The organism is Microbacterium sp. (genome assembly GCF_035687345.1).
Taxonomy (GTDB): Bacteria; Actinomycetota; Actinomycetes; order Actinomycetales; family Microbacteriaceae; genus Microbacterium.
In genome coordinates, this window is sequence record NZ_DASRXZ010000038.1 from 1 (window position 1) to 25,922 (window position 25,922).

Annotated in this window: 20 protein-coding genes; 10 read left to right on the top strand and 10 right to left on the bottom strand. The window is 71.6% G+C overall.

The genetic code is table 11. From position 1 onward, the window contains the following. Both VFF97_RS04680 and VFF97_RS04685 read right to left on the bottom strand, forming a co-directional pair. The coding region (locus VFF97_RS04680) for a LamG-like jellyroll fold domain-containing protein (protein ID WP_325032334.1) at positions 1–3,926 on the bottom strand (3,926 nt) is incomplete at its 3' end. A gap of 250 nt (positions 3,927–4,176) precedes the next feature. Then, complete coding sequence (locus VFF97_RS04685; protein ID WP_325032335.1) at positions 4,177–5,409, bottom strand: glycosyltransferase family 4 protein; 1,233 nt, start codon at positions 5,407–5,409, stop codon at positions 4,177–4,179. An 84-nt stretch (positions 5,410–5,493) separates the two neighbouring features. Between VFF97_RS04685 and VFF97_RS04690 the strand changes: the two genes are divergently transcribed. Next, positions 5,494–6,825 carry an O-antigen ligase family protein gene (locus tag VFF97_RS04690; protein ID WP_325032336.1) on the top strand — a complete coding sequence of 444 codons (1,332 nt, stop codon included), beginning with the start codon at positions 5,494–5,496 and terminating at the stop codon, positions 6,823–6,825. After that, positions 6,822–7,991 carry a glycosyltransferase family 4 protein gene (locus VFF97_RS04695; RefSeq protein WP_325032337.1) on the top strand — a complete coding sequence of 390 codons (1,170 nt, stop codon included), beginning with the start codon at positions 6,822–6,824 and terminating at the stop codon, positions 7,989–7,991. Before VFF97_RS04690 ends, VFF97_RS04695 begins: the two co-directional genes overlap by 4 nt. Here VFF97_RS04695 and VFF97_RS04700 read toward each other — a convergent pair. From VFF97_RS04700 to VFF97_RS04725, 6 genes are all read right to left on the bottom strand, one after another. Beyond that, on the bottom strand, positions 7,982–8,605 hold the full coding sequence (locus VFF97_RS04700) for a hypothetical protein (protein WP_325032338.1): 624 nt from the start codon (positions 8,603–8,605) through the stop codon (positions 7,982–7,984). The genes VFF97_RS04695 and VFF97_RS04700 overlap by 10 nt on opposite strands. Next, positions 8,602–10,320, bottom strand: coding sequence for a polysaccharide biosynthesis tyrosine autokinase (locus tag VFF97_RS04705; protein ID WP_325032339.1), 1,719 nt, complete (start codon positions 10,318–10,320; stop codon positions 8,602–8,604). The genes VFF97_RS04700 and VFF97_RS04705 overlap by 4 nt, the downstream gene beginning before the upstream one ends. Positions 10,321–10,478: 158 nt before the next feature. Then, positions 10,479–11,291, bottom strand: coding sequence for a phosphatase PAP2 family protein (locus tag VFF97_RS04710; RefSeq protein ID WP_325032340.1), 813 nt, complete (start codon positions 11,289–11,291; stop codon positions 10,479–10,481). Between the two features lie 22 nt (positions 11,292–11,313). Continuing rightward, a complete protein-coding gene (locus tag VFF97_RS04715; RefSeq protein WP_325032341.1) occupies positions 11,314–12,492 on the bottom strand; it encodes a glycosyltransferase in 1,179 nt (392 codons plus the stop codon). 126 nt (positions 12,493–12,618) lie between these two features. Continuing rightward, positions 12,619–13,248, bottom strand: a complete 630-nt coding sequence (locus tag VFF97_RS04720) for a hypothetical protein (protein WP_325032342.1) — start codon at positions 13,246–13,248, stop codon at positions 12,619–12,621. Between the two features lie 51 nt (positions 13,249–13,299). Then, positions 13,300–14,457: a glycosyltransferase gene (locus VFF97_RS04725; RefSeq protein WP_414684221.1), complete on the bottom strand. Its 1,158-nt coding sequence runs from the start codon at positions 14,455–14,457 to the stop codon at positions 13,300–13,302. Positions 14,458–14,575: 118 nt separating this feature from the next. On the opposite strand from VFF97_RS04725, the gene VFF97_RS04730 reads away from it, so the two are divergent. The 7 genes from VFF97_RS04730 to VFF97_RS04760 all read left to right on the top strand — a co-directional run bounded on the left by VFF97_RS04730 (position 14,576) and on the right by VFF97_RS04760 (position 23,600). Then, positions 14,576–16,009 (top strand): M1 family metallopeptidase, encoded by a 1,434-nt coding sequence (locus VFF97_RS04730; RefSeq protein WP_325032343.1) that lies wholly within the window; start codon positions 14,576–14,578, stop codon positions 16,007–16,009. Positions 16,010–16,119: 110 nt separating this feature from the next. Beyond that, complete coding sequence (locus VFF97_RS04735; protein WP_325032344.1) at positions 16,120–16,383, top strand: glutaredoxin family protein; 264 nt, start codon at positions 16,120–16,122, stop codon at positions 16,381–16,383. A gap of 71 nt (positions 16,384–16,454) precedes the next feature. After that, a complete protein-coding gene (kynA, locus tag VFF97_RS04740) occupies positions 16,455–17,357 on the top strand; it encodes a tryptophan 2,3-dioxygenase (protein ID WP_325032345.1) in 903 nt (300 codons plus the stop codon). Between the two features lie 5 nt (positions 17,358–17,362). After that, on the top strand, positions 17,363–18,334 hold the full coding sequence (locus tag VFF97_RS04745; protein WP_325032346.1) for a hypothetical protein: 972 nt from the start codon (positions 17,363–17,365) through the stop codon (positions 18,332–18,334). A 157-nt stretch (positions 18,335–18,491) separates the two neighbouring features. Then, complete coding sequence (locus VFF97_RS04750; protein ID WP_325032347.1) at positions 18,492–20,021, top strand: MFS transporter; 1,530 nt, start codon at positions 18,492–18,494, stop codon at positions 20,019–20,021. 85 nt (positions 20,022–20,106) lie between these two features. Continuing rightward, positions 20,107–21,957 (top strand): aldehyde dehydrogenase family protein, encoded by a 1,851-nt coding sequence (locus tag VFF97_RS04755; RefSeq protein ID WP_414684222.1) that lies wholly within the window; start codon positions 20,107–20,109, stop codon positions 21,955–21,957. Beyond that, positions 21,954–23,600 (top strand): GMC family oxidoreductase, encoded by a 1,647-nt coding sequence (locus VFF97_RS04760; RefSeq protein WP_325032348.1) that lies wholly within the window; start codon positions 21,954–21,956, stop codon positions 23,598–23,600. The genes VFF97_RS04755 and VFF97_RS04760 overlap by 4 nt, the downstream gene beginning before the upstream one ends. Positions 23,601–23,637: 37 nt before the next feature. On the opposite strand, the gene pip is transcribed toward VFF97_RS04760, so the two are convergent. Next, positions 23,638–24,624 carry a prolyl aminopeptidase gene (gene pip, locus VFF97_RS04765; protein WP_325032349.1) on the bottom strand — a complete coding sequence of 329 codons (987 nt, stop codon included), beginning with the start codon at positions 24,622–24,624 and terminating at the stop codon, positions 23,638–23,640. Continuing rightward, on the bottom strand, positions 24,621–25,487 hold the full coding sequence (ypfJ, locus tag VFF97_RS04770; protein WP_325032350.1) for a KPN_02809 family neutral zinc metallopeptidase: 867 nt from the start codon (positions 25,485–25,487) through the stop codon (positions 24,621–24,623). Before ypfJ ends, pip begins: the two co-directional genes overlap by 4 nt. Positions 25,488–25,518: 31 nt before the next feature. Between ypfJ and VFF97_RS04775 the strand changes: the two genes are divergently transcribed. After that, positions 25,519–25,922 (top strand): lactate/malate family dehydrogenase (locus VFF97_RS04775; protein WP_414684223.1); only part of this gene is annotated, 404 nt, incomplete at its 3' end.

A 25,922-nucleotide genomic window follows, 5' to 3' on the forward strand; every position in this document is an offset into this window, starting at 1 on the left:
GTCGGCGTCGGCGTCGGCGTCGGCGTCGGAGTCGGTGTCGGCGCCGGCGCGGAGCCCGCTGCGAACAGCGCCTCGACCTCGGCTGCCGACAGCGCACCCGAGTACACATGTGCCTCGTCGATCCGCCCGTCGAACGCGAAGCCGCCCGCCGGCTGGTCGCCGATCACGAGGGGCAGGTTGTTCTTCGCGATCGACGCCGGGCCGGCCTCCGAGGCGACCTGCGCGCCGTTCACGTACAGGCGGATGGTCGATCCGTCGTACACACCCGTCAGGTGTGTCCATGTGCCGGTCGGAATCGTCGCGGGTGCGTTGACTCGGAACGTGTTGGCGCTCGTCTTCTCGTTGAGGCGGAAGAACGGTCGGCCGTTGCTCGCGATCGCCAGCTCGTACCCGTCGGTCGTCCCGCCGTCCGCCTTCTTCACGATGTACTGCGTCTTGGTGGCGTCGGGACGCACCCATGCCGAGACGGTCAGCGGTCCGGTGATGTCGAGGGACGCGGCATCCGGCACCGTCACGCGACCGATCGTGCCGTTGAAGTCGAGCGCGCCGCCGAGCTTGCCGGTGACCCGGGAGACGCCCGCACCCAGCGTGCCGTTGTTGCCGAGACCCGACGCGTCGGTGGCCGTCGAGCCGGAGGCCTCGTCGAAGCTCCACACGCCCGCTGCCACCGGCTCGGTCGGGGTGGGGGTCGGGGTGGGAGTCGGCGTCGGGGTCGGGGTCGGCTCCGGAGTCGGCTCCGGCGTGGAGCCACCCGCCGTCGAGCCGGTCGTGAACAGCGTCGTGACCTCGGCCGCCGACAGCGCGCGCGAGTACACGCGCGCCTCGTCGATCCGTCCGTCGAAGGCGTAGCCGCCGGCGGGCTGGTCGCCGATGACGAGCGGCAGGTTGTTCGTCGCGATCGACGATGGCCCGGCCTTGCTCGCCACCTGCACGCCGTTCACGTACAGCCGGATGGTCGCGCCGTCGTATACGCCCACGACGTGCGTCCACGTCGAGCCGTTCGCGGGGATCGCGGACGGCGCGTCCACGCGGTAGGTGTTCGCGTTCGTGTCCTCGTTGAGGCGGAAGAACGGTCGTCCGGTGCTGGCGATCGACAGCTCGTAGCCGTCCGTCGCGTAGCCGTCGGCCTTCTTGACGATGTACTGGGTCTTCGTGGCGTCGGGCCGCACCCATGCCGCGAGCGTGATCGGTCCGCTGATGTCGAGGGATGCGGCATCCGGCACCGTCACGCGACCCGAGGTGCCGTTGAAGTCGAGCCCGCCGCCGAGCTTGCCCGTGACGCGCGTCACGCCGGAGCCGACGGAGCCGTCGTTGCCGAGACCCGACGCGTCGATCGCCGACGAACCGGATGCCTCGTCGAAGCTCCAGAAGCCCGCCGCGCCCGGCTCGACCGGCTCAGCCGGCTCGGTCGGGGTCGGCGTGGGGGTCGGGGTCGGGGTCGGCGTCTCGCCGGATGCGGACGCGAAGAGCTCCGCGACCTCGGCAGCGGACAGCGAGCGGTCGTACACACGCACGCCGTCGACGCCGCCGTCGAGGTTGTAGCCGCCGCTCGGCTGGCCGCCGATCATGAGCGGCAGCGAGTTGTCGGCGATCGAGGGCGGGCCCGCCATGCTCGCGACCTGCGCGCCGTTGAGGTACAGGCGCATCATCGAGCCGTCGAACGTGCCGACGATGTGAGTCCACGTCGAGCCGTCCGCGGGGGTCGCCGCAGGCGCCTGGAGTCGGTACGCGTTCTCGTAGGTCGCGTGGCTCAGGCGGAAGTACGGGCGACCCGAAGACGCGAAGCTGAGCTCGAACCCGTCGACGTCGCCGCCGTCGGCCTTCTTCACGACGTACTGCGTGTCGACCTTGTCGCTGCGCACCCACGCCGCGACGGTCAGCTGTTCGACGTCGTGGAACGCCGGGCTGTCGGGGATCGACACCCGGCCACTCGATCCGTCGAGGTTGAGCGCGCCACCGCCGCCGACACCGGGGATCCACGACGCGTTGCCGAGCAGCGTGCCGTTGTGCCCCCACACCGACGCGTCGGCGACCGTCGTGCCCGAACCCTCGTCGAGCTCCCACGCGCCGATGAGGCTCGCGTCTTCGGCGACCGCGATGTGCACGGTGGCCGTGTTGGACCACAGGGTTCCTGCGCGCACGCGGTACGTGAACGAGTCGAGGCCCGTGAAGCCCGCCGTCGGCGTGTACGTGAAGCCCGTGACGCCCGAGAGCGACACCGATCCCGAGGCAGGCTGCGAGACGATCTCCACCTGCGCCACCGGGTCGGCCGACGACACGTCGAACTGGGCCGACACGGCGGTGGCCGGCTCGGTGGACGCGCTCACGTCCTTCGCCGTCGGCGCACCGGGGTGGAGCCATGCGAGCGACGCGGTCCCCGTTGACGACGCGCCGCCCGCCATGGCGAGCACCGACCCGCCGACGTTCCGCTTCGTGCTGGTGATGTTGTTGTACGACCCGTCGAGCACGACGTCGGGGTTGCCGGAGAAGTTCAGATCCGACAGCGTCGTGACCTTCTCGAGCATGTCGTCCAGCTGCTCGCTCGCGGTGTAGATGACCCGCAGCGTGCCCGTCGCCTCGTCGATGAGGACGTTCGGTCGCGTGCCGCGGCGGTCGACCTCGCGGATGGGGTCCCACGTGCCGTTCGGCCGGCGCACGAGCAGGCCGATCACGGTGCGGTTCGCGGAGTCGTACGACGTCTTGATCGCGACGTACAGCGTGCCGTTCGAGCTCACGGCCGCGTTCATGTGGTCGTCGGCCATGCCGTTGCCCACGTTGAGGGCGGACGAGCCTGCGGGCACCTCGTCAGCGGTCCACGTCGAGGGCGACGTGCCGTCGACGTGCGTGCGGAAGCCGAAGCGCTCCGTGTTCTGGTTCGACCAGAAGACGCCGATGCGGCCGGGAAGCGCGACGACGAGCGAGATGTCGTCCTCGGCGATGCCGGTCGCGACCGTGATCGGCGACGAGAACGAGGAGTACGGGGCATCCGCCCAGCGCACCTGGATCTGGTTCGACGTCTCGGTCGACAGCCACATGCGGCCCGTGCTGTCGAGGTCGATCGTGGCGGTCTCGCTGCCCGGCAGCGAGACCGAGGTCGCCGTCGTGCGGGACGCCCACGGGACGTAGCTGTGCGAGTCCGCGTCGTACTGCAGCGACACGAGGCTCGTCGACGGCCCGTGGAGCAGGATGTGGACGACGTCGCCGCTCTGCAGGACGTCGGCGCGGACATCCGTGCGGTCCGACACCTTGTGCACGGCCGACCACACGCCTCCGTCGCGTCGCCACACCCACGTGCCGGGCGCCTGCGAGCTCGCGGACGCGAGCACGGCCCACCACGAGCCGTTCGCATTCCACAGCTTGGACTGGGGCTTCTCACCCGTCGTGCCGACGAGCGGGATCTCGGGCGCGCTGTACGCGGGGTCGACCGGCGCGGCCGCAGTCGTGACGGGCTGCCACGAGAGCACGACGAGACCCGCCTGCGGATCGCCCTCTTCGGCGGTGACCTCGACGAAGTACGTCGTCGACTCCTCGACCTCGACCGTCACCTCGGCGGTGTCGAGGTCCCCGGCATCCGTCCCCGATCCGATGACCGGACCGTCAGGCGCGGCCTCGCGCACCGCGATGGCGGTGTCGATCTCGCTGCCGACGGTCGAGAAGCGCACGGGGCCGCTCTTGGGCGCGACGTACTTCCACCACAGCGAGCCGACGACCGTCGTCTGCTCGCCGGGTCCTGACTGCGAGTACGGGAAGTTCGCGCCGATGTCCTGTCCGACCTCGCCGCCGATGTCGCGCGCCTCTTGCGGGTCGGCCCCGATGACGACGTCGGGATCCGGGTGTGATTCGGTGTCGGCGGCAAGCGCAGGATCGGGCGTGCCGGAGCCGGGCCAACCGGTCAGGGAAACCGTGAGCGCCCCGATGGCGACCACCGCCGCGAGCGGAATCGCCCAGTGTCGTACGCGCAGGCGTCGGCTCGTGCCGCTCGCCCGTTCCCCAGCCTCATGCTCGCCACCGTGCACGCGAACCACATCCCCCAGATCGGTGACCCCAGTCACACTTGCGTCGCGAAACCCCAGTCGCAACTCGCTGCATTGTACACGCGACCCACCGACTCCCGCGACGGTTCAGGTGTCCGGTATTCGTCAGGACCGACGGATGCCGCGCCCCGCGCGTCCGTCGTCAGCGCCGACGCCGCACGCGCGAGCCCTCGACGACCTCTTCCCACACGTCCTGCACGACCAGGGCCGTGCGCTCGATCCCGAAGCGCTCGGCGGCATCGACCTGCGCGCGGCGGGCGGCATCCGTCGATTCGGCCGGGTGGTCGAGAATCCAGAGGATCGCGTGCGCGAGAGCCTGCGCGTCGCCTGGCCGCACGAGCAGTCCCGTCCTCGTACGGCGCACGCCGTCGGCGATCTGCTCGCCGCCCGTGCCCTCCGGGTCGAGGATCTCGGGCACTCCCCCGGCATCCGTCGCGACGACCGGCACGCCCGAGAGCATCGCCTCGACGACGATCTGCCCGAACGGCTCGGGCGTGGGCGACGCGTGCACGAAGAGGCCGAGCCGGCGGAGCTCCGCCGGAACGTCGCTCGACCACCCCGCCCACTCGACTCGCGGGACGAGCAGCTGCGACGAAGAGGTGCGCCGCCGCAGGGCCTCCTCGTCGTCGCGGTCCTCGAACAGCGCGGCGCCGACGATCCGGAACCGCACCTCGGGCAGTGCGCGTGCCACGAGCTCTGCCGCGTCGAGGAACTCGGCCTGCCCCTTCGTACGGCTCACGCGTCCGATGAGGCCGACGGGCCCGTCCCGCTCGTCCGTCACCTCGCGGTGGAATGCGGATGCCTCGACCCCGGGGTACGCGACGACGGTCTTGCCGCGCCCCGAGCGCCCGAGCGCGCGCGCCGTCGCGCGCGAGTTCGCGATGACACGGCGCGGTCCGAGCCGCGCGAGCAGCCGCATCGCCGCTGCGACCGGCGCGGGGAGATAGTCCGACGCGAGCCGGTCGTGGAGGTGCCACACCCACGGCGTGCGCGTGCCGGGCATCGCCACGGCCAGGAGCACAGCCGCCTTGAGCGAGTTCGCGACGACGAGATCGGGCCGCTCGGCCCGCACGTGCACACGCAGGCGCCGCGCGGTGCGAAGCGTGTCGCGCGCGTTGCGCAGCACTGCGAGCGGCGAGGCGATCGTGCGCTCGCGCGTCACGCGCGCGAGCCGGCCGGCGTCGAGCACCGAGACGAGCACGCCGGCGTCGCTGAAGCGCTGCACGAGATCGCCGTCCGCGAGGGTGGTCACCTGCACGGCGAAACGCCTCGGATCGAGCGCCGCGATGAGCCGCAGGAGGGCCGTCTCGGCACCGCCGACGTCCCCCGTGTGCGTCACGACGAGCACGCGCCGAGGCGGAGAGGCGGTGTGCACGGCATCCCCTTCCCTGTCACGGCGCTGGGGCCACCCTAGCCGTCCCGGTGACGGTGCTCGGGCGCGATCCGTACCATTGGGGGCGTGACCACGTTGCGGGCTGGGGTTCTCGCGCGCGCGTTCCGACTGCGGAACGCTGCCCGCCTGGTCCTCGGCGTGGCGGCGCTCGCCCTGCTGGGCCTCGCGACGGGGCTCGTCGCGACCATCCAGACCGACTTCGCGATCCCGTTCGCGATCGTCGTGCTCCTCATCGGGGTCGCCGCGGTAGACCTGTCGCTCATCCCCGTGCTGGCCGTGCCCGCGTCGATGGCGGTCATCCGGGTCGGCCCCATGAGCGCGGCGGATCTCGTGCTCGGCCTGTGCTCGATCGTGGCGCTGCTGCTGCTGCGGGGCCGTGGCGCCATCGCGCTCCAGCCGCTCGTGTGGGCGGGGACGTGCTACCTCGCCCTCTCGACGCCCCAGCTCCTGCTCAACCAGTACCCCGCCAACTACATCGAGTGGGGCCACGAGATCGCCCTCGTGCTGGGGAGCCTCGTGGTCGGGTTCGTCGTCGGCCGCGAAGGGCACGCCCGGCTCGCTCTCGGCCTCTACGTCGGCATCTGCTGGGTGCTGGCGGTCTCGGCGATCGCGACGTCGTTCAGCAACGGGTTCACGCCCGTCTACCTGGGCGAGTTGCACAAGAACGCCCTCGGCGCGATCCTCATGATCGGGTCCCTCATCGCGTTCGCGAATCCGGCGTGGCTGGACTGGCGCCCGGCGTTCGGCTACGTGAGCTTCGCGGTGTTCGGCGCGGGCATGCTGGCCGCCCAGTCCCGGCAGGCCGTCGTGGGCGCACTGGTGGGGGTGCTCATCATCGGCCTGCGGCCGCGCTTCCACAACGGCAAGCGATCGCGATTGATGTGGCTCGTCCTCATCCCCGTGGCGTACTTCGTGTGGGCGGCGGTCATGGAGCAGCTCGAGTCGGGCGACGAGTTCAACTCGTCGAACCAGCGCCTGAGCTGGTACAACGACTCGATCAAGGTGTGGCGGCAGTCGCCGCTGTTCGGCGTCGGCCACCGGTGGTGGACGACCGGACACACCGGCTACTCCGGCTTCCAGCCGCCGAACGTGCTCCTCGAGGTGCTGACGACGGTCGGCATCCTCGGGCTCATCGGCTTCATCGCGATGTTCGGCGCCGCCATCTGGATCCTCGCGAAGATGAACCCCGTGTACGGCACCCTCGCGCTCGCCGTCGTCGTGGGCCGCTTCGCGCAGGCGCAGTTCGACATCTACTGGGTCGCCGGCCACGCCTCGATCCTGTGGATGATCGCGGGCATCTGCGTCGGGGTCGAGGCGCGCGACAAGGCGAACGGCGTCGTGCGCACGCCCGCGCCGATCCAGACCGTGTTCCGGCGCACGCGGGGCGTGCGCATATGACGCCGTCGATCATCCACGCGATCACGCCAGGCGATCACTACTCTCCTCGGACCGGATCCGCGATCCCCACGGTCGTCGACGGGCTGGCGTCGGCCGCCGCATCCGACCCGTCGTCGCCGTGGCGCCACGCCGTCGTCGTCGACGCGTCCACGTACCGTCCCCGCTATCCGAGCGCCGAGATCGTCGAGTACGACGGCGCCGCGCCGCCTGGCCTGGCCGCCCGCGCCCTCGACGCGGCCGCGGGACGCCTCGGGCTGCCGCGGCGCGGAGCGGCGCGCGCGTGGGGACCGGTCGCGGCGGCGCTCGCGGACCGCCCGGCATCCGTCGTCATCGGCCACAACGCGCTCGTGCTGCCGCGACTCCTGCGCGACACCCCGCACCGCGTCGTGCTCTACGCGCACAACGACCTGCTGCGGACGGTCACGCGCCGCGAGGCCGACCGCACGCTGGGCGACGTCGCGGCGATCGTGTGCGTGAGCGCCGACCTCGCCGCGCACACGGCCGAGCAGCTCCCCGCGTCGCTCGCGGCGCGCGTGCACGTCGTCGACAACGGCGTCGACCCCGTCCGCTTCTCGCCCGCGCCTCGAGCCGCCGACGACGACCCCGTCCGTCCGCTGCGCGTGATGTTCGCCGGCCGCGTGTTCGCCGACAAGGGACCGGACGTGCTCGTGCGCGCGGCCGCGCTTCTGCCCGCCGACCGGTTCGAGTTCACGATCGTCGGAAGCATCGGCTTCGACCGCAATGCCGCGCTGTCGCCGTACGAGCGGTCGTTGCGCACGCTCGCGGACGAGTCGGGCCGCCGCATCCGCTTCGAGCCTTTCGTCGACCGCGATGCGCTCCCGGATCTGCTGCGCGAGGCGGATGCCTTCGTCGTGCCATCCCGCTGGCGCGAGCCCAGCGGGCTGACGCTCGGCGAGGCCATGGCGACCGGACTGCCGGTGATCGCCAGTCGCGTCGGGGGGATCCCCGAGGTCGTCGGCGACGCGGGGATCCTCGTGGAGCCGGATGACCCGGATGCCCTCGCGGCCGAGTTGCGACGGCTCGCCGACGACCCGGCCCATCGCGCGGCGCTCGGGCGGGCAGCGCGGGCGCGGGCCGAGGACCGCGATTGGTCGAGATCGTGGCGGATGCTCCGCGCCATGATCGACCCGCTCCTTCAGCCCTGATCCGCGCGGCGCGGCGAAAGCCCGTCGACGATCCGCGCCAGGTGAGCGGTCAGCTCGTCGACCATGGTCGTCCATGCGGACTCGGGCATGCCGAGCGGGTCGGCCACGTCGTCGTCGGGATCCTCGCCGAGCAGCGACCGCCGGTCGCGGTCCGCTGCCGCCGCGTCGAGCCACGAGCCCACGATCGCGCGCGGCGGCCGGCGGTGGTCGTCGAGCCACCGGGAGAACTGCTTGATCGTGAAGACGCGCGGCCACAGGTCGGGGTTCGCGGCGACGATCTCGCGCGCCTGGTCGCGTGCCGCGGTGAGGATCAGGTCGAAGCCGTCGACGTCGCCGAGGTCGAGCTCACGGCTGCGGTGTTCTTCGAACGAGTAGCCGAGGGCGGCGCCCAGGCGACGCCCGGTCTCGGGCATCGGCATGCCGCCGGAGAGCAGGCCGCCCGAGTGGAATCGGATCGGACGGCCGCTCGCCAGGCGCTCGGCGATCGCCTCGGCGTACGGCGAGCGGCACTGGTTGGCGTGGCACACGAACAGGACTTCGGTCTGGCCGGGTACGCGGTCGGGGGACCGGACCGGGGCCGAATGGCTGCCCCCATAGGGCATGCGCGAAGTCATTCGGTGTCAGTCTCCAGTTCTCGCTCGGGATCGGGATTCGCCCCACCGCGCGACGACGACGTGACCGGGACGGCGCCGTTCGGCCGGCGCCGTGAGAGCGGGGGGCGATCCGCCGCCTCTCCCGCGTCGATCTCGAAGTCGTCCACGTCGGTGTCGATCGGAAGCGACTGGGGCGTGAGCCGGGGTGCTGTCTGCCGCGCGTCGGTGGGCCGCATGTAGTACGCCGAGTACGTCTTCGGCAGCTTCTTGCGGCCGCGGTTCCCGACCACGCCGAGCACCTCGACGCCATTCGCACGCAGCCCCGCGACGGTGTCGGCGAGCAGGACGCGATCGGTGCGGCGAACGGATGCCATGACGACCGCGCCGTCGGTGTGCGCCGCCAGCAGCGACGCATCCGCGAGTCCCATCGCCGGAGGCGAGTCGATGATGACGATGTCGGCGAGGGCGCGGATCTTCTCGATGAGCACCGGATACCCGGCGCCCGCCAGCAGGTCGGCCGGGTCGGGCGGCTCGGCTCCCGACGGCAGGAGGCGAAGACGCCGGTAGCCGGTGAAGTTCAGGAGTGACTCGATCGACTCTTCGGTGATGTGCTTGCCGTCGGCGTGGCGTGCCAGCAGCTCGGAGAGACCCTCGCCGTCGGCCGCCTCGCCGTAGTACCGCGCGAGGTCGGGGCGGCGCAGGTCGCCTCCGACGAGGATGACCTGCTTGCCGGCGCGCGCCCACGCGAGCGCGAGGTTCGCGGTGACGAAGGACTTGCCGTCTCCGGGCTCGACGCTCGTCACGACGATGACGGCGTTGCGGGGCGGCAGGAGCACCTGGAGCGTCGACCGCACGGATCGGAGCCCCTCGCTGAGGTCGGTGCGATGGCTGCTGGCGACGGGCAGGGGCGGGTTCATCTTCTTGACGGCCGGATCCCACCGCAGCTCGCCCAGCGACGTCGCCCCGCTGATCTCCTCGATCTCGTCGGCGCCCCGCAGACGGTTGTCGAACTGATCCCGGATGAGCGCCGCGCCGATTCCGACGATGAGTCCCGAGAGCAGAGCAAGCGCGATCACGAGCGCCGGATCGGGCACGGTCGCCGTGCCGAGCGGGGCGTCGTCGAGCACGGTGGTCGCCGGACCGCTCGTGGCCATCGCGTCCAGCTGCGCCTGCATCCGGCTCATCTCGCCCAGCGCTGTCGCGAGGTTCGTCGTCGCGATGGCGTTCGCGGGGTTGCGGCGGACCTCCTCCTGCAGCGCGCTCGCCTCCGCGACGGCGGCCTGGTGGCGCTCGCGCAACGTCGCCTCGGCGGCGATCATCTGCTCGTCGACGTAGGCACGATACGCCTCGATGACGGCGTCCGTGCGGTCGCGGGCCGACTCCGGCGACGGTCCGGTCCCCGTGACGAACAGACGCCCGGTGCGCGAGCTCTCGTCGAGGTCGACGCTGATCTGCCCGTTGAGCGTGCCGGCGGGCTCGCTGAGCAGCTCGGCGGCCTTGTCGAGGATGATGGGCGCGGTGACCGTGTCGGGATCGAGGTCGATGATCACACCGCCGATCTCTCCGGAGATCGACGCCTCGGTCACGACGGGGTTGAGCCGCACGGTGCCGGTCGTGCGATAGGTGACGTCGCGCACGGCCAGATACGCGCCGGCGCTGACGACCGCGATGACGGTGACGAGGATGATGATCCACGCTCGTTGCCAAAGCACCTCGAGCACTTGTCGAAGCGTCACATTCAACCCCTGATCGGTCTCTGCGGTCAGCCCGCCGACGAACCGCTGATCCCACGTCCGCCGCCTGGCGGATCATACTGCCCCAGACGGAAACGGGCCTGGAACCGGTGCAACGGCAACCAAGTACAGGCTACACGGACGCGCCCGCGCGCCGACCTTCAGATGACCCGTGAGGAATCTCTGGAAACGGCCTGACGCACGCGCGACATCGGATGCTGCATCCGCACCACCACGGCGATCGCCGCCGCGCACCCCGCGAACCCCGCGGCGACAACGAGGTCGACCGGCACCGACGCCCCGAGCATCGCCGCCCCGACGAGCGTGCCCCCTACGGCGCACGCGCCGAGCGCGCCGTACACCCAGCGATCGGGCCGGCGGCGCGGCCACGGCGCCACCACCGCAGTGATCGCGAAGGCGATCGCGCCCGTCAGGAGCACTCCCCCGAGCACGTCCGACAGACGATGTGCGAACGACAGGAGCGACATGACCGCGACCGCCCCGCACGCGACCGCGATCACCACGAGCGCCGTGCGGGTCATCCACCGCGGGTTGAGCCACGCGACGGCGACGACCGCGGCGAGCGCCGCGGCCACGTGCCCACTCGGGAATGTGTTGTACGAGTATGCGAAGTCGCCGAGTTCGGCGCGCTCCAGCAGCCCGCCCGCCTTGAATGCGAAGCTCGCGACGAGCGAGAGTCCGATGAGCACGACGGATGCCGCGACCGCCCGCCACGCGCGCCGGACGAGCGCCTCGACTCCCGCGACCGCCGCGACGACGAGCAGTGCACCGGTGAGCCAGTCGCGCACGCCGTACGCGCGCACGAACGCGTCCGACCGGAGCGCGTCGAACGCTCCGAGCGTGGACGCGTCGAACCGCTGTCCGTTCTGCGTCCACAGGGCGACGACCGCGAGCAGGGCGAACGCCGAGCCGAACATCACCGCGAAAGCCGCCGGCGTCGACAGCTCTCTCACGGCCGTCGCGAACGGCCCGCGGTCAGTGGTGATGGAGCTCCTCCTCGACGATCTGCCGGAGTCGGGCGACGAACCGCGCCTCCGAGAAGGTGTCGGCGTGGGCACGGATGTCGTCGTCCCGCCATTCCGCACGGGTGAGCTCCTCGACCGCGCATGCGATGTCGTCGACGGCGGGCGCATCGAAGAAGACGCCCGTGCGGCCGGGGTCGACGGTGTCGAGGTAGCCGCCGTCGCGCAGCGCCGCGGTCGGGCGTCCGAACGCGGCGGCCTCGAGGGGCGAGAGTCCGAAGTCCTCGTACGACGCGGCGACGAGCCCGACGGCGTTGGCGTACAGCCACCGCAGCTCCTCGTCGGTGACACGCCCGGCGAGGGTCGTCGACCCGACGCGGTGCGCGAGCGCTTCGAGGCGCCGCCGCTCGGGGCCGTCGCCCACGATCACGAGGTCGAGGTCGGGGATGCGCGCGACGGCCTCGATGACGAGGTCGACGTTCTTGTAGGGCAGCAGTCGCGCGACGCACAGGACGAAGGGGCGGGCGACCCCGTCGACCGACCGCACGTCGCCGTCGCTCGACAGCACGGCGGGCGGCGGAGGCAGCACCTCCGCATCGATGCCGTAGATCTGCGACACGGCGCGCTGGATCACGGTCGAGTTCACGAGGTACCGGTCCGCAGTGTGCGCGGCCTTCTGGTCCCACACCCGCAGCGACGGGCCGAACACGTCGGTCGCGACCTTGACGGCTCGCGAGCGCAGCCCCCGGGAGCCTGCGCCCGTTCCGGCGTAGCGGTCCGCCTGGTACAGCCATCGCGCCGGCGCGTGGCAGTACACGACCTTGCGGCCCGACGTCGAGATGCCGTGCGCCCAGCCGCTCGAGCTCGCGAGCAGCACGTCGGCCTCGACGTGCTGCGCCGAGACGGCGTTCGCGAGGAAAGGCAGCGCGAGGCGGTGGTTGCGCCGCAGCACGCCCCACCGGTTGATCGGCATCGGCCGCACGTCGACGTCGGCGAACTCGGGGAACGTGCCCTCGGGGTGGTACAGCGTCGTGTAGAGGGGAGCACCTGCGAAGGCGCGGCTCATCGACAGCGCGACCCGCTCCGCGCCGCCCCGCTGCGTCACGTAGTCGTGCGCGAGGGCGACGCCCTCGAGCGGGCTCTCCTCGGGGAAGGCATCGGCGGTGTGCGCAGATGTCGCATCGACAGCCATCGGAAGTCCCCGGTTCCCATGTCACGCGACGAGAGTCGTCGCCGCCTCCACCCCCCGGCAAAGGCGTGCGGCACCGTGACGGCGCCGTTGTCGTGAATCATAGCGCGCGGGCGCGGGGCGGACGGTTCAGGCGGATGCCGCGGCATCCGCCTCTCTGGTCCGGAACGGCGCGATGCACGCGAGCGAGAGCACCGTCATCAGGCCCACCGCGAGCACGATGAGCCACGTCCCACGCGGGTCGGAGGGCGGCAGTCCGCCGACAAGCGCCGGCGTGAGCGCGAAGCCGACCACCATCGCCGCCCGCAGCACGCCGCACAGCGCTCTCACCCAGACCGGACCCCGCTGTCCGGCCGCGAAGCCGCCGAGCAGGCCGGTCGCGACCACCCCGATCGCGCCTCCGCCGAGACCGGTCGTGAGCAGGGTCCACAGGGCGCCGGGTTCGAGGAACGTCGCGATCGCGAGTGGAGCGGGCGCGAACGCGAACCACGCGGATGCGCGACCCAGATGGCTGCGCCGCCAGGCGACGGCGAGCAGCGCGCCGGAGATCGCGCCGGGAATGAGGATCGCGCCGAACGTGCCCCACCAGCTGAACACCGTGGCGACGCCGGCGAGCCCCACCATGTAGGCGCGCAGCGCCGCGGCCCACGTGACTCCGATGACGGCCCCGACGACCACGAGGCCGCCCGTCGTCGAGAGCACGTCGACGACACCGCTGCGGCGCCGGACCTGCGCGGAGGCCATCCGGGTCTCGGCCATGGGTTCAGTGTGCTCCCGTCGGACGACCCGCGCCACGGGCATCGCTGCGGGTCAGAGCTCGCCGGGAGACATCGCCTGCGCGTCGAGCTCCTCGACGATCTGGCGCGCGCGGCTCGGCGCGGCGCCGGGCTTGCGGGGTGCGTAGACGACGAGGGAGTGGAAGACGAACCGCACGATGAACGCGACGACGAGCGTGATCGCGGTCGCGAGGACCGCCGAGAACTGCCACGACTCGACCATGAGCGCGATGATCGGGATGCGCACGAGGGCCTCGGCGTTGTTGAAGCTGAAGGACTTCGCGAAGCGCAGCCACCACGCGGAGGCCGAGTCCCGCATGTCGTGGAAGACGAAGCGCTCCTGGAGCAGGAAGTTGCCGATGATGGTCGTCTCGGCCGCCACGATCGCCGCGATGATGTAGCCGACGCCGAGCTGGGTGAGCGCCCACACGATCGCGACGTTCGCGATCGCCCCGAGCCCGCCGATCAGGGCGAACAGCGACATCTTGCCGAAGCGCAGCGCGGTGAGCTGCGACAGGAAGTGCACGCCCTGCCGGAACGACGCCTTCGACTCGCCCGCGTGTCGGCCCGCGAAGTCGAACGGCACCTCGGCGACGCGCATCGAACGGCGCGCGAGGATCTCGAGGAGGATCTTGAAGCCTCGCGGACGCAGGACCGCCTGATCGACGCTGCGCCGGTCGATGAGGAAGAAGCCGGTCATGGGGTCCGACACGTCGCGCAGCTTGATCGGGAACATCGCGCGCGTGAGCGCGGTCGACGCCTTCGACACGAGCACGCGCGTGCGGTCGGCGAGCCCATGGGAGGTGCCTCCGCCCGCATAGCGCGACGCGATCACGACGTCGACGTCGCCGTGCCGGAAGCGCTCGTAGAGCGCGGGGATCGTCTCGGGCGGATGCTGCAGGTCGCCGTCGATCACGAGGCACGCGTCGGACTCCGCGGCGGCGAACCCCTCGAGCACGGCACCGCCGAGACCACCCGTGCGCGCCTCGCGGTGGATCAGGCGAACGGGGATCGAAGCGGATGCCGCGACCTTCCGCACGACGTCGGGCGTGTCATCCGTGCTGTCGTCGACGAAGACGATCTCGGCCTCGATGCCCTCGACCGCCTTCGTGACACGGCGGACGAGCTCCTCGACGTTGGGAGCCTCGTTGTAGGTGGGCACGATGACGGAAAGCTGCACTGTGGAACACATCGTCGCACGCGACCGTCGGGGCGGCGAACCCCGGGCGGCATCCGTCATGCCGTTGTCACGCACCCGAAACGCGGGCAATCTAGCGTCACCTCGAACCCGAAGGTGTCAGGAGGATGACGTGTCCAGACGGATGTATCGCAGTGCTCTCGTGATCGGCGGCATCGTGGCCGCCACGGCCCTCGTCGGCTCGACCGCCGCCTCGGCAGCGCCCGGCCGACCGGGGGAGCCTCGCTACGGCGCGGGCGCGGAGGGCGCCGGCGATCCGTACTTCCCCGCTTCGGGGAACGGCGGGATCGACGTGCTGCACTACGACCTCGATCTCGATTACACGCCGCCCGCGGCCGCGCCCGCTCCGCTCGAGGGGCAGCTGTCGGGCGTCGCGACCATCGAGCTCACGGCGACGCAGGACCTCGACCAGTTCAACCTCGACCTGCGCGGCCTGACGGCGACGTCGGTCGTCGTGGGCAAGAAGAGCATGTCGTTCACGCAGAGCGACGGCGAGCTCGTCATCACGCCGCGCCCGAAGCTCAAGGCGGGCGAGTCGACGACGGTCACGATCGCATACGGCGGCACGACGACGCGGCCCACCGACATCGAGGGTGCCCTCTACGGCTGGGTCACGACCCGCGACGGCGCGATGGTCGTGAGTGAGCCGGACGGCGCGTCGACGTGGTACCCCGTCAACGACCACCCCACCGACAAGGCGACGTACTCGTTCGAGATCACGGTGCCCGAGGGCAAGACGGCCGTCGCGAACGGACTGCTCGTCGGCTCCGAGACCGCGGACGGCAAGACGACATGGACGTGGGACGCCCCCGACCCGATGGCCTCCTACCTCGCGACCGCGACGGTCGGGAACTTCCGGCTCGAGCAGTACACGAGTGCGAGCGGGGTCCCGATCATCGACGCGATCGACATCACCCGCTCGGCCGGCCAGGTGGCCTCGCTCGCGCTCACGAGCGACATGATCTCGTTCTTCGAGGAGCGATACGGCGATTACCCCTTCGTGTCGTACGGGGCGATCGTCGACAACGACTCTGTGGGCTACGCGCTCGAGACCCAGACCCGGTCGTTCTTCTCGAGCACCGCCGGCGAGAGCACGGTCGCACACGAGCTCGCCCACCAGTGGATGGGCGACCACGTGAGCCCGGCGCGCTGGGCCGACATCTGGCTCAACGAGGGGTGGGCGACCTATTCGTCGTGGATCTGGCTCGAGGAGCGAGGCAGCTCGACCGCGCAGGCGCGCTTTCAGACCGTCATGAACCGCGCCCCGGGCCACGCCACGTGGAACACCGTCGTGGCCGACCCGGGCCCGCTCGGCATCTTCGGCACGCCGGTCTACGACCGCGGCGCTGCGACGCTGCACGCCCTGCGCGTGAAGATCGGCGACGACGCGTTCTTCGACCTCGCGAAGGAGTGGGTGGCCCGCTTCGGCGGCGGCACGGCCACGACCGCCGACTTCATCGCCCTCGCCGAGGAGATCTCCGGGCAGGATCTCGCGGACTTCTTCGACGTCTGGGTCTACCAGCCGCCGAAGCCGACCGTGTGGTGATCGACCGTTGAGCAGGGCCGTCGCGGTGTCAGCGGATGCCGCGGCGGCCCTCTCATTCGGCGGGAGAGCCGTCCGGGCGATGCCCAGGATGCATCCGGGAGAATGGATGCATGACTTCCCCCGCCTCATCCACGATCACGATGTTCGGTGCCGACTGGTGCCGCGACTGCGTCCGCACCAAGAAGCAGCTCGATGAGCTCGGCATCGACTACACGTACATCGATCTCGTGGCCGAGCCGGCCGCCGCCGATGTCGCTCGCGAGATCTCGGGCCGCACGAACATCCCCGTCGTCGTCTACCCCGACGCGTCGCACCACGTCGAGCCGTCGAACGCCGACGTCGAGGCGAAGCTCCGCGAGCTGTCGCTCATCTGACCCCCTCCTCCGTCGTCGAGCGAGGGCCGCGGGCCCGAGACGAAACGCCCCCGCCCCCATAGGCTGACCCTGTGAGCGATGGGGTCGAACGCAACACCCGGACGATCGAAGGGTCGGTCGTCACCGACTTCACCGACCGCATGAGCTACGGGGGCTACCTCCAGCTCGACACACTGCTGTCGGCGCAGCATCCGCTCAGTGACCCCGAGCACCACGACGAGCTGCTGTTCATCATCCAGCACCAGACCACGGAGCTGTGGCTCAAGCTCGTGCTGCATGAGCTCGGCGCCGCGTGCCGTTTCCTGCGCGAGGACCATCTCGCACCCGCGCTCAAGTCCATCGCACGGGTCAAGCACATCCAGAAGACGCTCACCGAGCAGTGGTCGGTGCTCGCGACGCTGACGCCCGCCGAGTACGTGCAGTTCCGCGGCGTGCTGGGCCATGCGAGCGGCTTCCAGTCCGCGCAATACCGCGCGGTCGAGTTCACGCTCGGCAACAAGAACGCCGCGATGCTGCGCGTGTTCGAAGCGGATGCCGCCGCCTACGAGCTCGTCCGTGCGGCGCTCGAGGCGCCGAGCCTCTACGACGAGTTCCTGAGGCTGCTCGCGCGCACCGGGTACCCGATCCCGCAGGCCGTGCTGGAGCGCGACGTCACCAAGGCGTGGGAGTACAGCCCCGAGCTCGTGCCCGTGTTCGCGGCGATCTACGACGACCCGCAGACGCACTGGGCCGCGTACGAGACGTGCGAAGAGCTCGTCGACCTCGAGGACGACTTCCAGCTGTGGCGCTTCCGTCACCTCAAGACCGTCGAGCGCATCATCGGCCTCAAGAAGGGCACAGGCGGGTCGAGCGGCGTGCCGTTCCTCCGCCGCGCGCTCGAGCTCACGTTCTTCCCCGAGCTCTACGCGGTGCGCACCGAGCTGCGCGAGCCGGCGCGAGCCTCCGATCCGACGCCCTCCCCGACCGACGGGTGACGCGGATGCTGCACCTCGACCCCTTCGCGCTCCGCGAGCTTCTCGGCCCCGACGCCGCCCCCGCCCGCCGTGCGATCACGGGCGAGCAGGGCGTCGCGCTGCCCCCGCTCGTGAACCATCACGTGCACCTGCACCTCTTCGATCCGGCGCCGCTCGCTGAGCACGGCATCGCGGGGGTCGTCGACCTGGGCGGTGACCCGGTCGCCCTCGCGCGCCGCCACGCGGACGGCATACCGCGTGTGGCATATGCCGGCGCGTTCCTCACCGCGCCGGGCGGCTACCCCGTCGGTCGCTCCTGGGCCCCGGACGCGATCTGCCGGGAAGTGCGCTCGACGTCGACACTCGCCGGAGCGCCGGGCGGCGCCCGCACCGCGGTCGACGAGCAGGCGGGGTTCGGGGCATCCGTCATCAAGGTCTCGCTCAACGCGACCGCGGGACCGGTCTTCGACGACGACGTGCTCGCGGCCGTCGTCGCCGCGGCCCGCGAGCGCGGGCTGCCCGTCGTCGCGCATGTCGAGGGCGAGGGCATGGCGGCGCGGGCGATCGCGGCGGGCGCCGATGTGCTCTCGCACGCGCCCTTCAGCGAGCGGCTCGACGACGAGCTCGTCGCCGCGGCGGTCGTGCAGGGGCAGCGCTGGATCTCGACGATGTGCATCCACGGCCCCGGCGATCGCGAGGTCGCGGCCGACAACGTCGCGCGGTTCGCCGCCGCGGGCGGACGCGTGCTGTACGGCACCGACATCGGCAACGGCGATCAGCCGATCGGCGTCAATGCCGATGAGCTCGCGCTGCTCGACGCGGCCGGCCTGCGCGGAGCAGCGCTTCTGGCGACCCTCACCGACCCGTGGCCGCGCGACGAGCGCATCGACGGCGTGCTCACCTTCGTGCCGGGGCCGGCGCCGATCGAGGCGGCGCACGTGCCCGCGTGGCTCGCGGGTGCGACCGTCGTGCCGGAAGAGGAGCTCATCCGCGAGTGAGCCCTCCGGATGAACGAGCAGGCTCGCGTGCTCCCGGGGTAGGAGATGATCCGGGGGCAGGACGATTCCGCCGGATCCGTCCTGCGCCCCGACCATCTCCTACGCCCGCATCCACACCCGATCCGCACGGGCACCCTCTCCCGCTTACACTGGCGCGATGAGCAACGACGCTCGCCGCACACCCGAAGCGGCATCCGCAGCATCCGCGTCGCCCTCCGCCGACGCGACCGCGCCCCGCGACCGCCTGTCTGCGGGGACCATCGCCCAGTACGCCGTCGGCTCGATCGGCACCGGCGGGTTCGGCACGCTGCCAGGACTCGTCCTGACGTACTACCTGACCGACAACCTCGGCGTCACGGCCCTGCTCGCGGGAGTGATCGTGACGGTGTCGAAGGTGTGGGACGTCGTCATCGATCCCGTGATCGGCTCCCTCACCGACCGCGATCTCGCGAAGCACGGCACGCGCCGTCGCCTCATGCTCATCGGAGCGCTGTCGCTGCCGGTGCTGTTCGCGCTGACGTTCGCGGTGCCGCCGTCGCTCGGCCCCGCGGTCGGCGCGCTGTGGGTGCTCATCGCGTTCCTGTCGACAGCGACCGCGTTCAGCCTGTTCCAGGTGCCGTACATCGCGCTGCCCGCCGAGCTCACCGACAGCTACGACGCGCGCACGCGCCTGCTCACTTGGCGCGTGGTGGTGCTCACGTTCGCGATCCTGCTGTTCGGCGCGGGCGGTCCGGTGCTGCGCGGCATCACGGGCGACCCCACGACCGGCTATCTCGTGATGGGCATCGTCTCGGGCGTCGTGATCGGGCTCGGCATGCTCGTGGCGACCGGATCGGCCCGGCGCGCGGTGGTCCGCAACCGGCGGACGATCACGGATGCCGGCACCGCCGTCGCCGAGACGGCAGACGCGATCGGCGAAGCGGTCACGGGCGACTCCCTGCCCGACCCCGCCGATACCGAGACGATCGTCGCCGGGGGTCCAGGCGAGAGTGGGGTGCAGGCGACGTTCCGGGCGGCGGCATCCGCCCTCCGCCGCAGTCAGCCGTTCCGCGCGCTGCTGATGACCTTCTTCCTGCAGGCCCTCGCGACGGGACTCATGCTCGCGGGAGCGCAGTACCTCGCGACGTGGGTCATGCGCTCGGAGGACGCCGTCACGCTGCTCTTCGTCGCGCTCATCGCCCCCGCGCTGCTCGCCGCTCCCGCGTGGGGCTGGGTCGCGGCGCGCATCGGCAAGGAGCGCGCGTTCGCGATCGCCAGCATCGTGTTCGCGATCGCGGCGCTCTCGACGGTCGCGGCGCTGTGGGCTCCGGGCTCGTGGCTTTACGGCGCGGTCGCGGTCGCGGGGGTCGCGTACGCGGGCATGCAGTCGCTGCCGATGGCGATGCTCCCGGATGTCATCGCGCACGACGCCGTCACCCACGGGCACGGCCGCGCGGGCGCGTTCGGCGGCGTGTGGACGGCGGGCGAGACGACCGGCTTCGGACTCGGCGCGACGGTGCTGTCGATCGTGCTCGCCGCGACCGGGTACATCTCGAGCACCGCATCCGAGTCGGTGACGCAGCCGGATGCCGCGATCGCCGGCATCGTCGTCAGCTTCAGCCTCATCCCGTCGGCGCTCATCGCCGTCAGCCTCGTGAGCCTCGCGCGGTACCGCCTGCGGCGGGCCGACATCGACGGGACGGCGTAGCGCGGCATCCGTCCGCTGCCCCGCGACTCTCGGCGAATCGCCGAGAAGTGCGACACCACGCCGCACTTCCTGGCGACTCGCCAGAATGCGCCATGGCCCCGCCCGCGTAGGCTTGACGGCATCCACCCGAAGGAGTGCACCGGTGCCCACCGCGAAGTCGACGACGAAGCCGCCTCGGGGCGCGAAGGCGGAGCTTGCGGCATCCGACCCCGTCCTCGACCAGATCGAGGCCGACCTCGACGCGCTCGAGCGCGGAGCCGCCGCGTGGGCGCACGTCACGCTCGAGCAGCGCGCACGCCTCATGAAGGCGCTGCACACGACGGTGTCGGCCGTCGCGGAGGAGTGGGCCGACACGGCGTCGACGTCGAAGGGCGTGGAGCCGGGGCATCCGCTTCGCGGTGAGGAATGGCTCTCGGGGCCGTACGCCGTCCTGGTCGCGGTCGACGCGTATCGTGCGACGCTCGAGAAGCTCGCGGCGGGACTGAGTCCGCTCGACGGCGCGAGGACGGATGCCGCGCCCGGCGGCCGCGTGCGCGCGCACGTCTTCCCGCTGAGCCCCGTCGACGGACTCCTGTTGTCGGGCTTCACGGGCGAGGTGTGGTTCGAGCCGGGAGTGACCGACGACGAAGCGCGGCGCACCGCGGGGCTCGCGCAGCTCCAGCCGACGACCTCCGGGGGGATCGGGCTGGTGCTCGGGGCGGGCAACGTGACCTCGATCCCGGTGCTGGACGTGCTGTACGAGCTGCTCGCGCACAACCGGGTCGCGATCCTCAAGATCAACCCGACGCAGGACGCATTGCTGTCGGTGTTCCAGCGGGCCCTCGCACCGCTCATCGAGCCCGGATTCCTGCGGATCGTGACCGGCGGCGGAGTCGTCGGCGCCGCCCTCACGAAGAACCCGCGCGTCGCGCACGTGCACATCACGGGAGCCGCCGCGACGTTCGACGCGATCGTGTGGGGCCCTTCGACAGGCTCAGGGACCGGTGCGAGCGCGCGGCGCCGACGCGAGAACCGGCCGCTGCTGAAGAAGCCGATCACGGCCGAGCTCGGCGGGGTGTCGCCGATCATCGTCGTGCCCGGCGCCTGGACGAAGGCGGACCTGCGCTTCCAGGCCGAGCACATCGCGACGATGAGGCTGCAGAACAGCGGACACAACTGCATCGCGGGGCAGGTCGTCATCATGAGCGCCGACTGGCCGCAGCGCGAGGCATTCCTCGGCGAGCTCCGTGCCGCGTACGACCGCGCCCCGGAGCGGCCGGTGTGGTACCCGCGCAGCGACGAGAAGCTCGACGCCGCGGCATCCGCCCACCCGTCCGCCCGATGGAACGCGTCGCGCACGCGCGTGATCGTCGAGGCGGATGCCGCGAGCGCCACCGACCTCGAGAGGACCGAGTACTTCGCACCCGTGCTCGGGGTGGTGTCGCTGCGCGGCAACGGGCAGGAGTTCCTCGACGCGGCGGTCGAGCACGCGAATGAGAGGCTCGCGGGCACGCTCGGTGCGAACGTCCTCATCGACCCGGCGACGATGGAGGCGCTCGGCGAAGGGTTCGAGCGCGCGATGGCCGGCCTGCGCTATGGGACGGTCGCGATCAACGCGTGGACCGCGTTCGGATTCCTCACACCCACGCTCACGTGGGGCGCGTTCCCCGGATCGACTCCCGCCGACGTGCAGAGCGGCCTCGGCGTCGTTCACAATGCGCTGCTCCTCGACCGCGTCGAGCGTTCGGTCGTGCGGGGGCCTTTCCGCCCGTTCCCCCGCTCTGTGCCGCTCATGGCGCGGTCACTGAGCCTGTCGAAGGGCACGGTGCTGCCCAAACCGCCGTGGTTCGTGACCGCGCGCACCGGCGCGACCGTGAGCGAGGGCTTCACGCGGTTCCGCATGGACGGCGACTGGGTGCGCATCGCCGGCACCCTCGTGCAGGCGTTCCGCGCATGAGCCCGCGGCCCGCAGCCGCCATCGAGGCGGCGGACTACATCGTCGTGGGCGCCGGCTCCGCGGGTGCCGCCCTGGCCGCACGCCTCAGCGAGGACCCGTCGGTCTCGGTGCTCCTGCTCGAGGCGGGCCCGCCCGACAAGGCACTCGAGCTGCATGTGCCGGCGGCGTTCTCGAAGCTGTTCCGCGGTCCGTACGACTGGAACTACGACACCGTGCCTCAGCCGGCGCTCGAGAACCGCGCGGTCTACTGGCCGCGCGGCAGAACCCTCGGCGGTTCCTCGTCGCTCAACGCGATGATGTGGGTCCGCGGGTTCGCGGCGGACTACGACGAATGGGCGGATGCGGCGGGCTCGACGTGGTCGTGGGACGCGCTGGTGCCCTACTTCCGTCGCGTGGAGCGCACGCAGGGCGCGGCCGACGCGTCGCAGGGCACGAACGGGGCGGTCTCGGTCGAGCGGCAACGGCACCCGCGCCCGCACACCGCGGCCTTCCTCGACGCGGCGCGTGAGCTGGGGCATCCGGTCACCGCCGCCAACCTGCCGTCGCGCCAGGGCTTCTCGCAGACGATGGTCACGCAGCGGCGCGGCGCCCGCGTGTCGACCGCCGATGCGTACCTGCGCCCGGCCCGGGGTCGCCGCAACCTCCGTGTCGTGACGAACTCACTCGTGCGGCGGGTGACGTTCTCACGCCCCGGCGACGACGCGCCCCGCGCCACCGGCGTCTACGTCGACGTCGCGGGCACGACGCGGCACGTCGTCGCGCGGCGCGAGGTCATCCTGTGCGGCGGCACGATCAACACCCCCCAGCTCCTCATGCTGAGCGGCATCGGGCCGTCCGAGCACCTCGCCGAGCACGGCATCCGCACGATCGTCGACGCGCCGGAGGTCGGCGCGAACCTGCAGGACCACCTCGTGTCGGGACTCGCCCCCGCCGCGCACGGCGGGACGCTGTTCGGCGCCGAGAAGCCCGGCGAGCTCGGCCGCTACCTCGCGAGCCGCCGCGGAATGCTCACGTCGAACGTCGCGGAGGCGTACGGGTTCGTGCGCACGCCGGTCGCCGAGCGTGCGGGAGTGCCCGACGACCTGCCCGACATCGAGATCATCTTCGCCGCAGCGCCGTACGTCGGCGAGGGCCTCGTGCCGCTGCCGGCCGAGGGGATCACGGTCGCGGCGATCCTCCTGCGCCCGCGCAGCCGCGGCACGATCCGCCTCGCGTCGGCCGATCCGACCGCTGCGGCGGTCATCGACCCCGGCTACCTCACCGATCCCGACGGCATCGACGAGCAGACCCTCCTCGCCGGCCTCGCCGAGTGCGAGCGGCTCATCGACACCGAGGCTCTGCGCGCCGTCACGACCGGCGGCTGGGTGCAGCCCGAGGGCGGCGAGAAGATGACCGCGGCCGAGCGCGCCGAGCTGTCGCTGCGCCGCTTCTCGCACACGCTGTACCACCCGGTGGGCACGGCGAGAATGGGCGCGGATGCCGCGGCCCCCGTCGACCCGGAGTTGCGCGTGCGCGGCGTCGAAGGGCTCCGCGTGGCGGACGCCTCGGTCATGCCGACGGTCATCCGCGGGCACACGAACGCCCCGGCGATCGTGATCGGCGAGGTCGCGGCCGACCTCATCCGGGGCGTGGGCTCCCGCTGACGATCCGGGTTCGGGGCGGGAATACCGGTTCGGGGCGCTACTCGACCGGCGAGAGCTCCTGAGCGAAGCGGTCGGTCGCGGCCCTCAGCGCGCGGGCGATGCCGGGCTCGCTCGCGAGGTGCGAGGCATCCGGCACGATCGTGAGGTCCGCCTCCGGCCACGCGCGATGCAGGTCCCACGCGGTCATCGGCGGCGCGCACACGTCGTAGCGGCCCTGCACGATCGCGGCCGGCAGGTGCCGGATCGCGTCGACACGCGCGATGAGCTGGCCTTCCTCGAGCCATCCGCCGTGCATGAAGTAGTGGTTCTGCAGCCGCGCGAACGAGACGGCCGGGCGCGGCTGCGTGAGACTCGCGACGACCTCCGGATGCGGCAGCAGACTGCCCATCGCCGTACTCCAGCGCGTCCACGCGATGGCGGCGGGCACGTGCACCGCCGGGTCCGGGTCGAACAGGCGACGGTGGTACGCCTCGATCATGCGCGCACGCTCGAGCACGGGGATCGGCGCGATGAACTCCTCCCACAGGTCGGGGTAGATCACAGCGGCGCCGCCCTCGTACAACCACTCGATCTCGTGGCGGCGCAACGTGAAGACACCGCGCAGCACGAGCTCGCTCACGGCGTCGGGGTGCGCCTCGGCGTATGCGAGCGCGAGCGCGGCGCCCCACGATCCGCCGAACAGCTGCCATTTCGTGACGCCGAGGTTGCGGCGCAGCAGCTCGAGATCCGCCACGAGATGCCACGTCGTGTTGTGGCGCAGGTCGACCTCGGGCTCGGCGGCCGACGGCGTGCTGCGCCCCGTGCCGCGCTGGTCGAGCTGGATGATGCGGTAGCGGTCCTTGTCGAAGAACCGGCGGTACCAGGGGCGGGATCCGGCACCGGGACCCCCGTGCAGCACGATGACGGGCTTCCCGTCAGGATTGCCGCTCTGCTCCCAATGCACGCGCTGACCATCCCCCACGATCAGCGATCCCGTTTCGTAAGGCTTGGTCGGCGGGTACAGAATCCCGTCGAGTTCCGTCATAAGCTGCCCCCCGGCACCGTGAACGTATCACAAGCCTCAACACCTCCCCGGTATCCCGCGGCGAACCAGCGCTGACGCTGTTCGCTCGATCCGTGGGTCCAGCTCTCGGGGTTGACGAACCCGCCGGACTGCTGCTGGATGTGGTCGTCACCGACGGCGGATGCCGCGCCCAGCGCGTCTTGGAGCTGCTGCCCCGTCGGCTCGCGCATGAACGGCACGCCGTTCTCGTCGACCTGCTGGGTCATGTCCTGCACCCACGCGCCCGCGAAGCAGTCGGCCTGCAGCTCCATGCGCACGCCGTTGCTGTCGGGGCCCGTCCCGTTGTTCGGATGCGCGTTCATGATGCCGGTGATGTTCTGCACGTGGTGCCCGTACTCGTGCGCGAGCACGTACAGCTGCGCGAGCGGGCCCGCGCTGGCGTCGAACCGGTCGCGCAAGAGCGAGAAGAAGGTCGGGTCGACGTAGACCGTCTCCTCGGGCGGGCAGTAGAAGGGACCGGTCTGGTTCGACGCGGTGCCGCACTGCGTGGACGTCGATCCGTCCACGATGATCAGGCCGGGCGCCCGGTAGCCCTGCACCTGGCCCTCCCAGTACTGATCGAGGTTGAGCGAGGCCGCGGCGAGGCGGCAGTCGTCGCGGGCGTTCGCGTCCGCTCCCGTCTCGCACTGCTGGATCTCGGACTCCTGCCCGCCACCGACGGGTGCCGCCCCGCCGCCGAGGAGGCTCGAGAAGTCACCCCCCGTGAACAGGCTCAGCAGGAGCACCGCGATGGCGCCGATGCCGCCGATGCCCCCCGCCGCGATCGCGCCGCCGCGGCGCCTGGCCCGGTTGCCGCCCACGCTCGCGTTGTCGTTGAACGTCATGGCGCCACCGTACCGGGCATAGGCTCGGTGCATGGACCCCTTGACCGTGACGCTCACGGGTGCAGGAGGCCAGATCGGATACGCACTCCTCTTCCGCATCGCCGCGGGCGACATGCTCGGCGAGCGGCCCGTGCGTCTCCGGCTCCTCGAGATCCCGCAGGGCCTGCGCAGCGCCGAGGGCGCCGTGCTCGAACTGCAGGACTGCGCCTTTCCGCTGCTCGACGACGTCGAACTCACCGACGACCCCTTCGTCGCGTTCGACGGATGCGAGATCGCCCTTCTCGTCGGCGCGCGCCCGCGCGGGCCGGGCATGGAGCGCGCCGACCTGCTGGCCGCCAACGCCGGCATCTTCGGACCGCAGGGCGCGGCGCTCAACGGCGTCGCCTCCGACGACGTGCGGATCGTCGTGGTGGGCAACCCCGCCAACACGAACGC

What these genes read in the sequence shown, in the direction of transcription:
- VFF97_RS04695 (WP_325032337.1), top strand. Translation starts at nt 6,822, where the DNA reads ATGACGCCGTCGATCATCCACGCGATCACGCCAGGCGATCACTACTCT.
- VFF97_RS04700 (WP_325032338.1), bottom strand. Translation starts at nt 8,605, where the DNA reads ATGACTTCGCGCATGCCCTATGGGGGCAGCCATTCGGCCCCGGTCCGG.
- VFF97_RS04715 (WP_325032341.1), bottom strand. Translation starts at nt 12,492, where the DNA reads ATGGCTGTCGATGCGACATCTGCGCACACCGCCGATGCCTTCCCCGAG.
- VFF97_RS04720 (WP_325032342.1), bottom strand. Translation starts at nt 13,248, where the DNA reads ATGGCCGAGACCCGGATGGCCTCCGCGCAGGTCCGGCGCCGCAGCGGT.
- VFF97_RS04725 (WP_414684221.1), bottom strand. Translation starts at nt 14,457, where the DNA reads ATGTGTTCCACAGTGCAGCTTTCCGTCATCGTGCCCACCTACAACGAG.
- VFF97_RS04735 (WP_325032344.1), top strand. Translation starts at nt 16,120, where the DNA reads ATGACTTCCCCCGCCTCATCCACGATCACGATGTTCGGTGCCGACTGG.
- VFF97_RS04745 (WP_325032346.1), top strand. Translation starts at nt 17,363, where the DNA reads ATGCTGCACCTCGACCCCTTCGCGCTCCGCGAGCTTCTCGGCCCCGAC.
- VFF97_RS04750 (WP_325032347.1), top strand. Translation starts at nt 18,492, where the DNA reads ATGAGCAACGACGCTCGCCGCACACCCGAAGCGGCATCCGCAGCATCC.
- VFF97_RS04755 (WP_414684222.1), top strand. Translation starts at nt 20,107, where the DNA reads ATGCGCCATGGCCCCGCCCGCGTAGGCTTGACGGCATCCACCCGAAGG.
- VFF97_RS04760 (WP_325032348.1), top strand. Translation starts at nt 21,954, where the DNA reads ATGAGCCCGCGGCCCGCAGCCGCCATCGAGGCGGCGGACTACATCGTC.
- pip (WP_325032349.1), bottom strand. Translation starts at nt 24,624, where the DNA reads ATGACGGAACTCGACGGGATTCTGTACCCGCCGACCAAGCCTTACGAA.
- ypfJ (WP_325032350.1), bottom strand. Translation starts at nt 25,487, where the DNA reads ATGACGTTCAACGACAACGCGAGCGTGGGCGGCAACCGGGCCAGGCGC.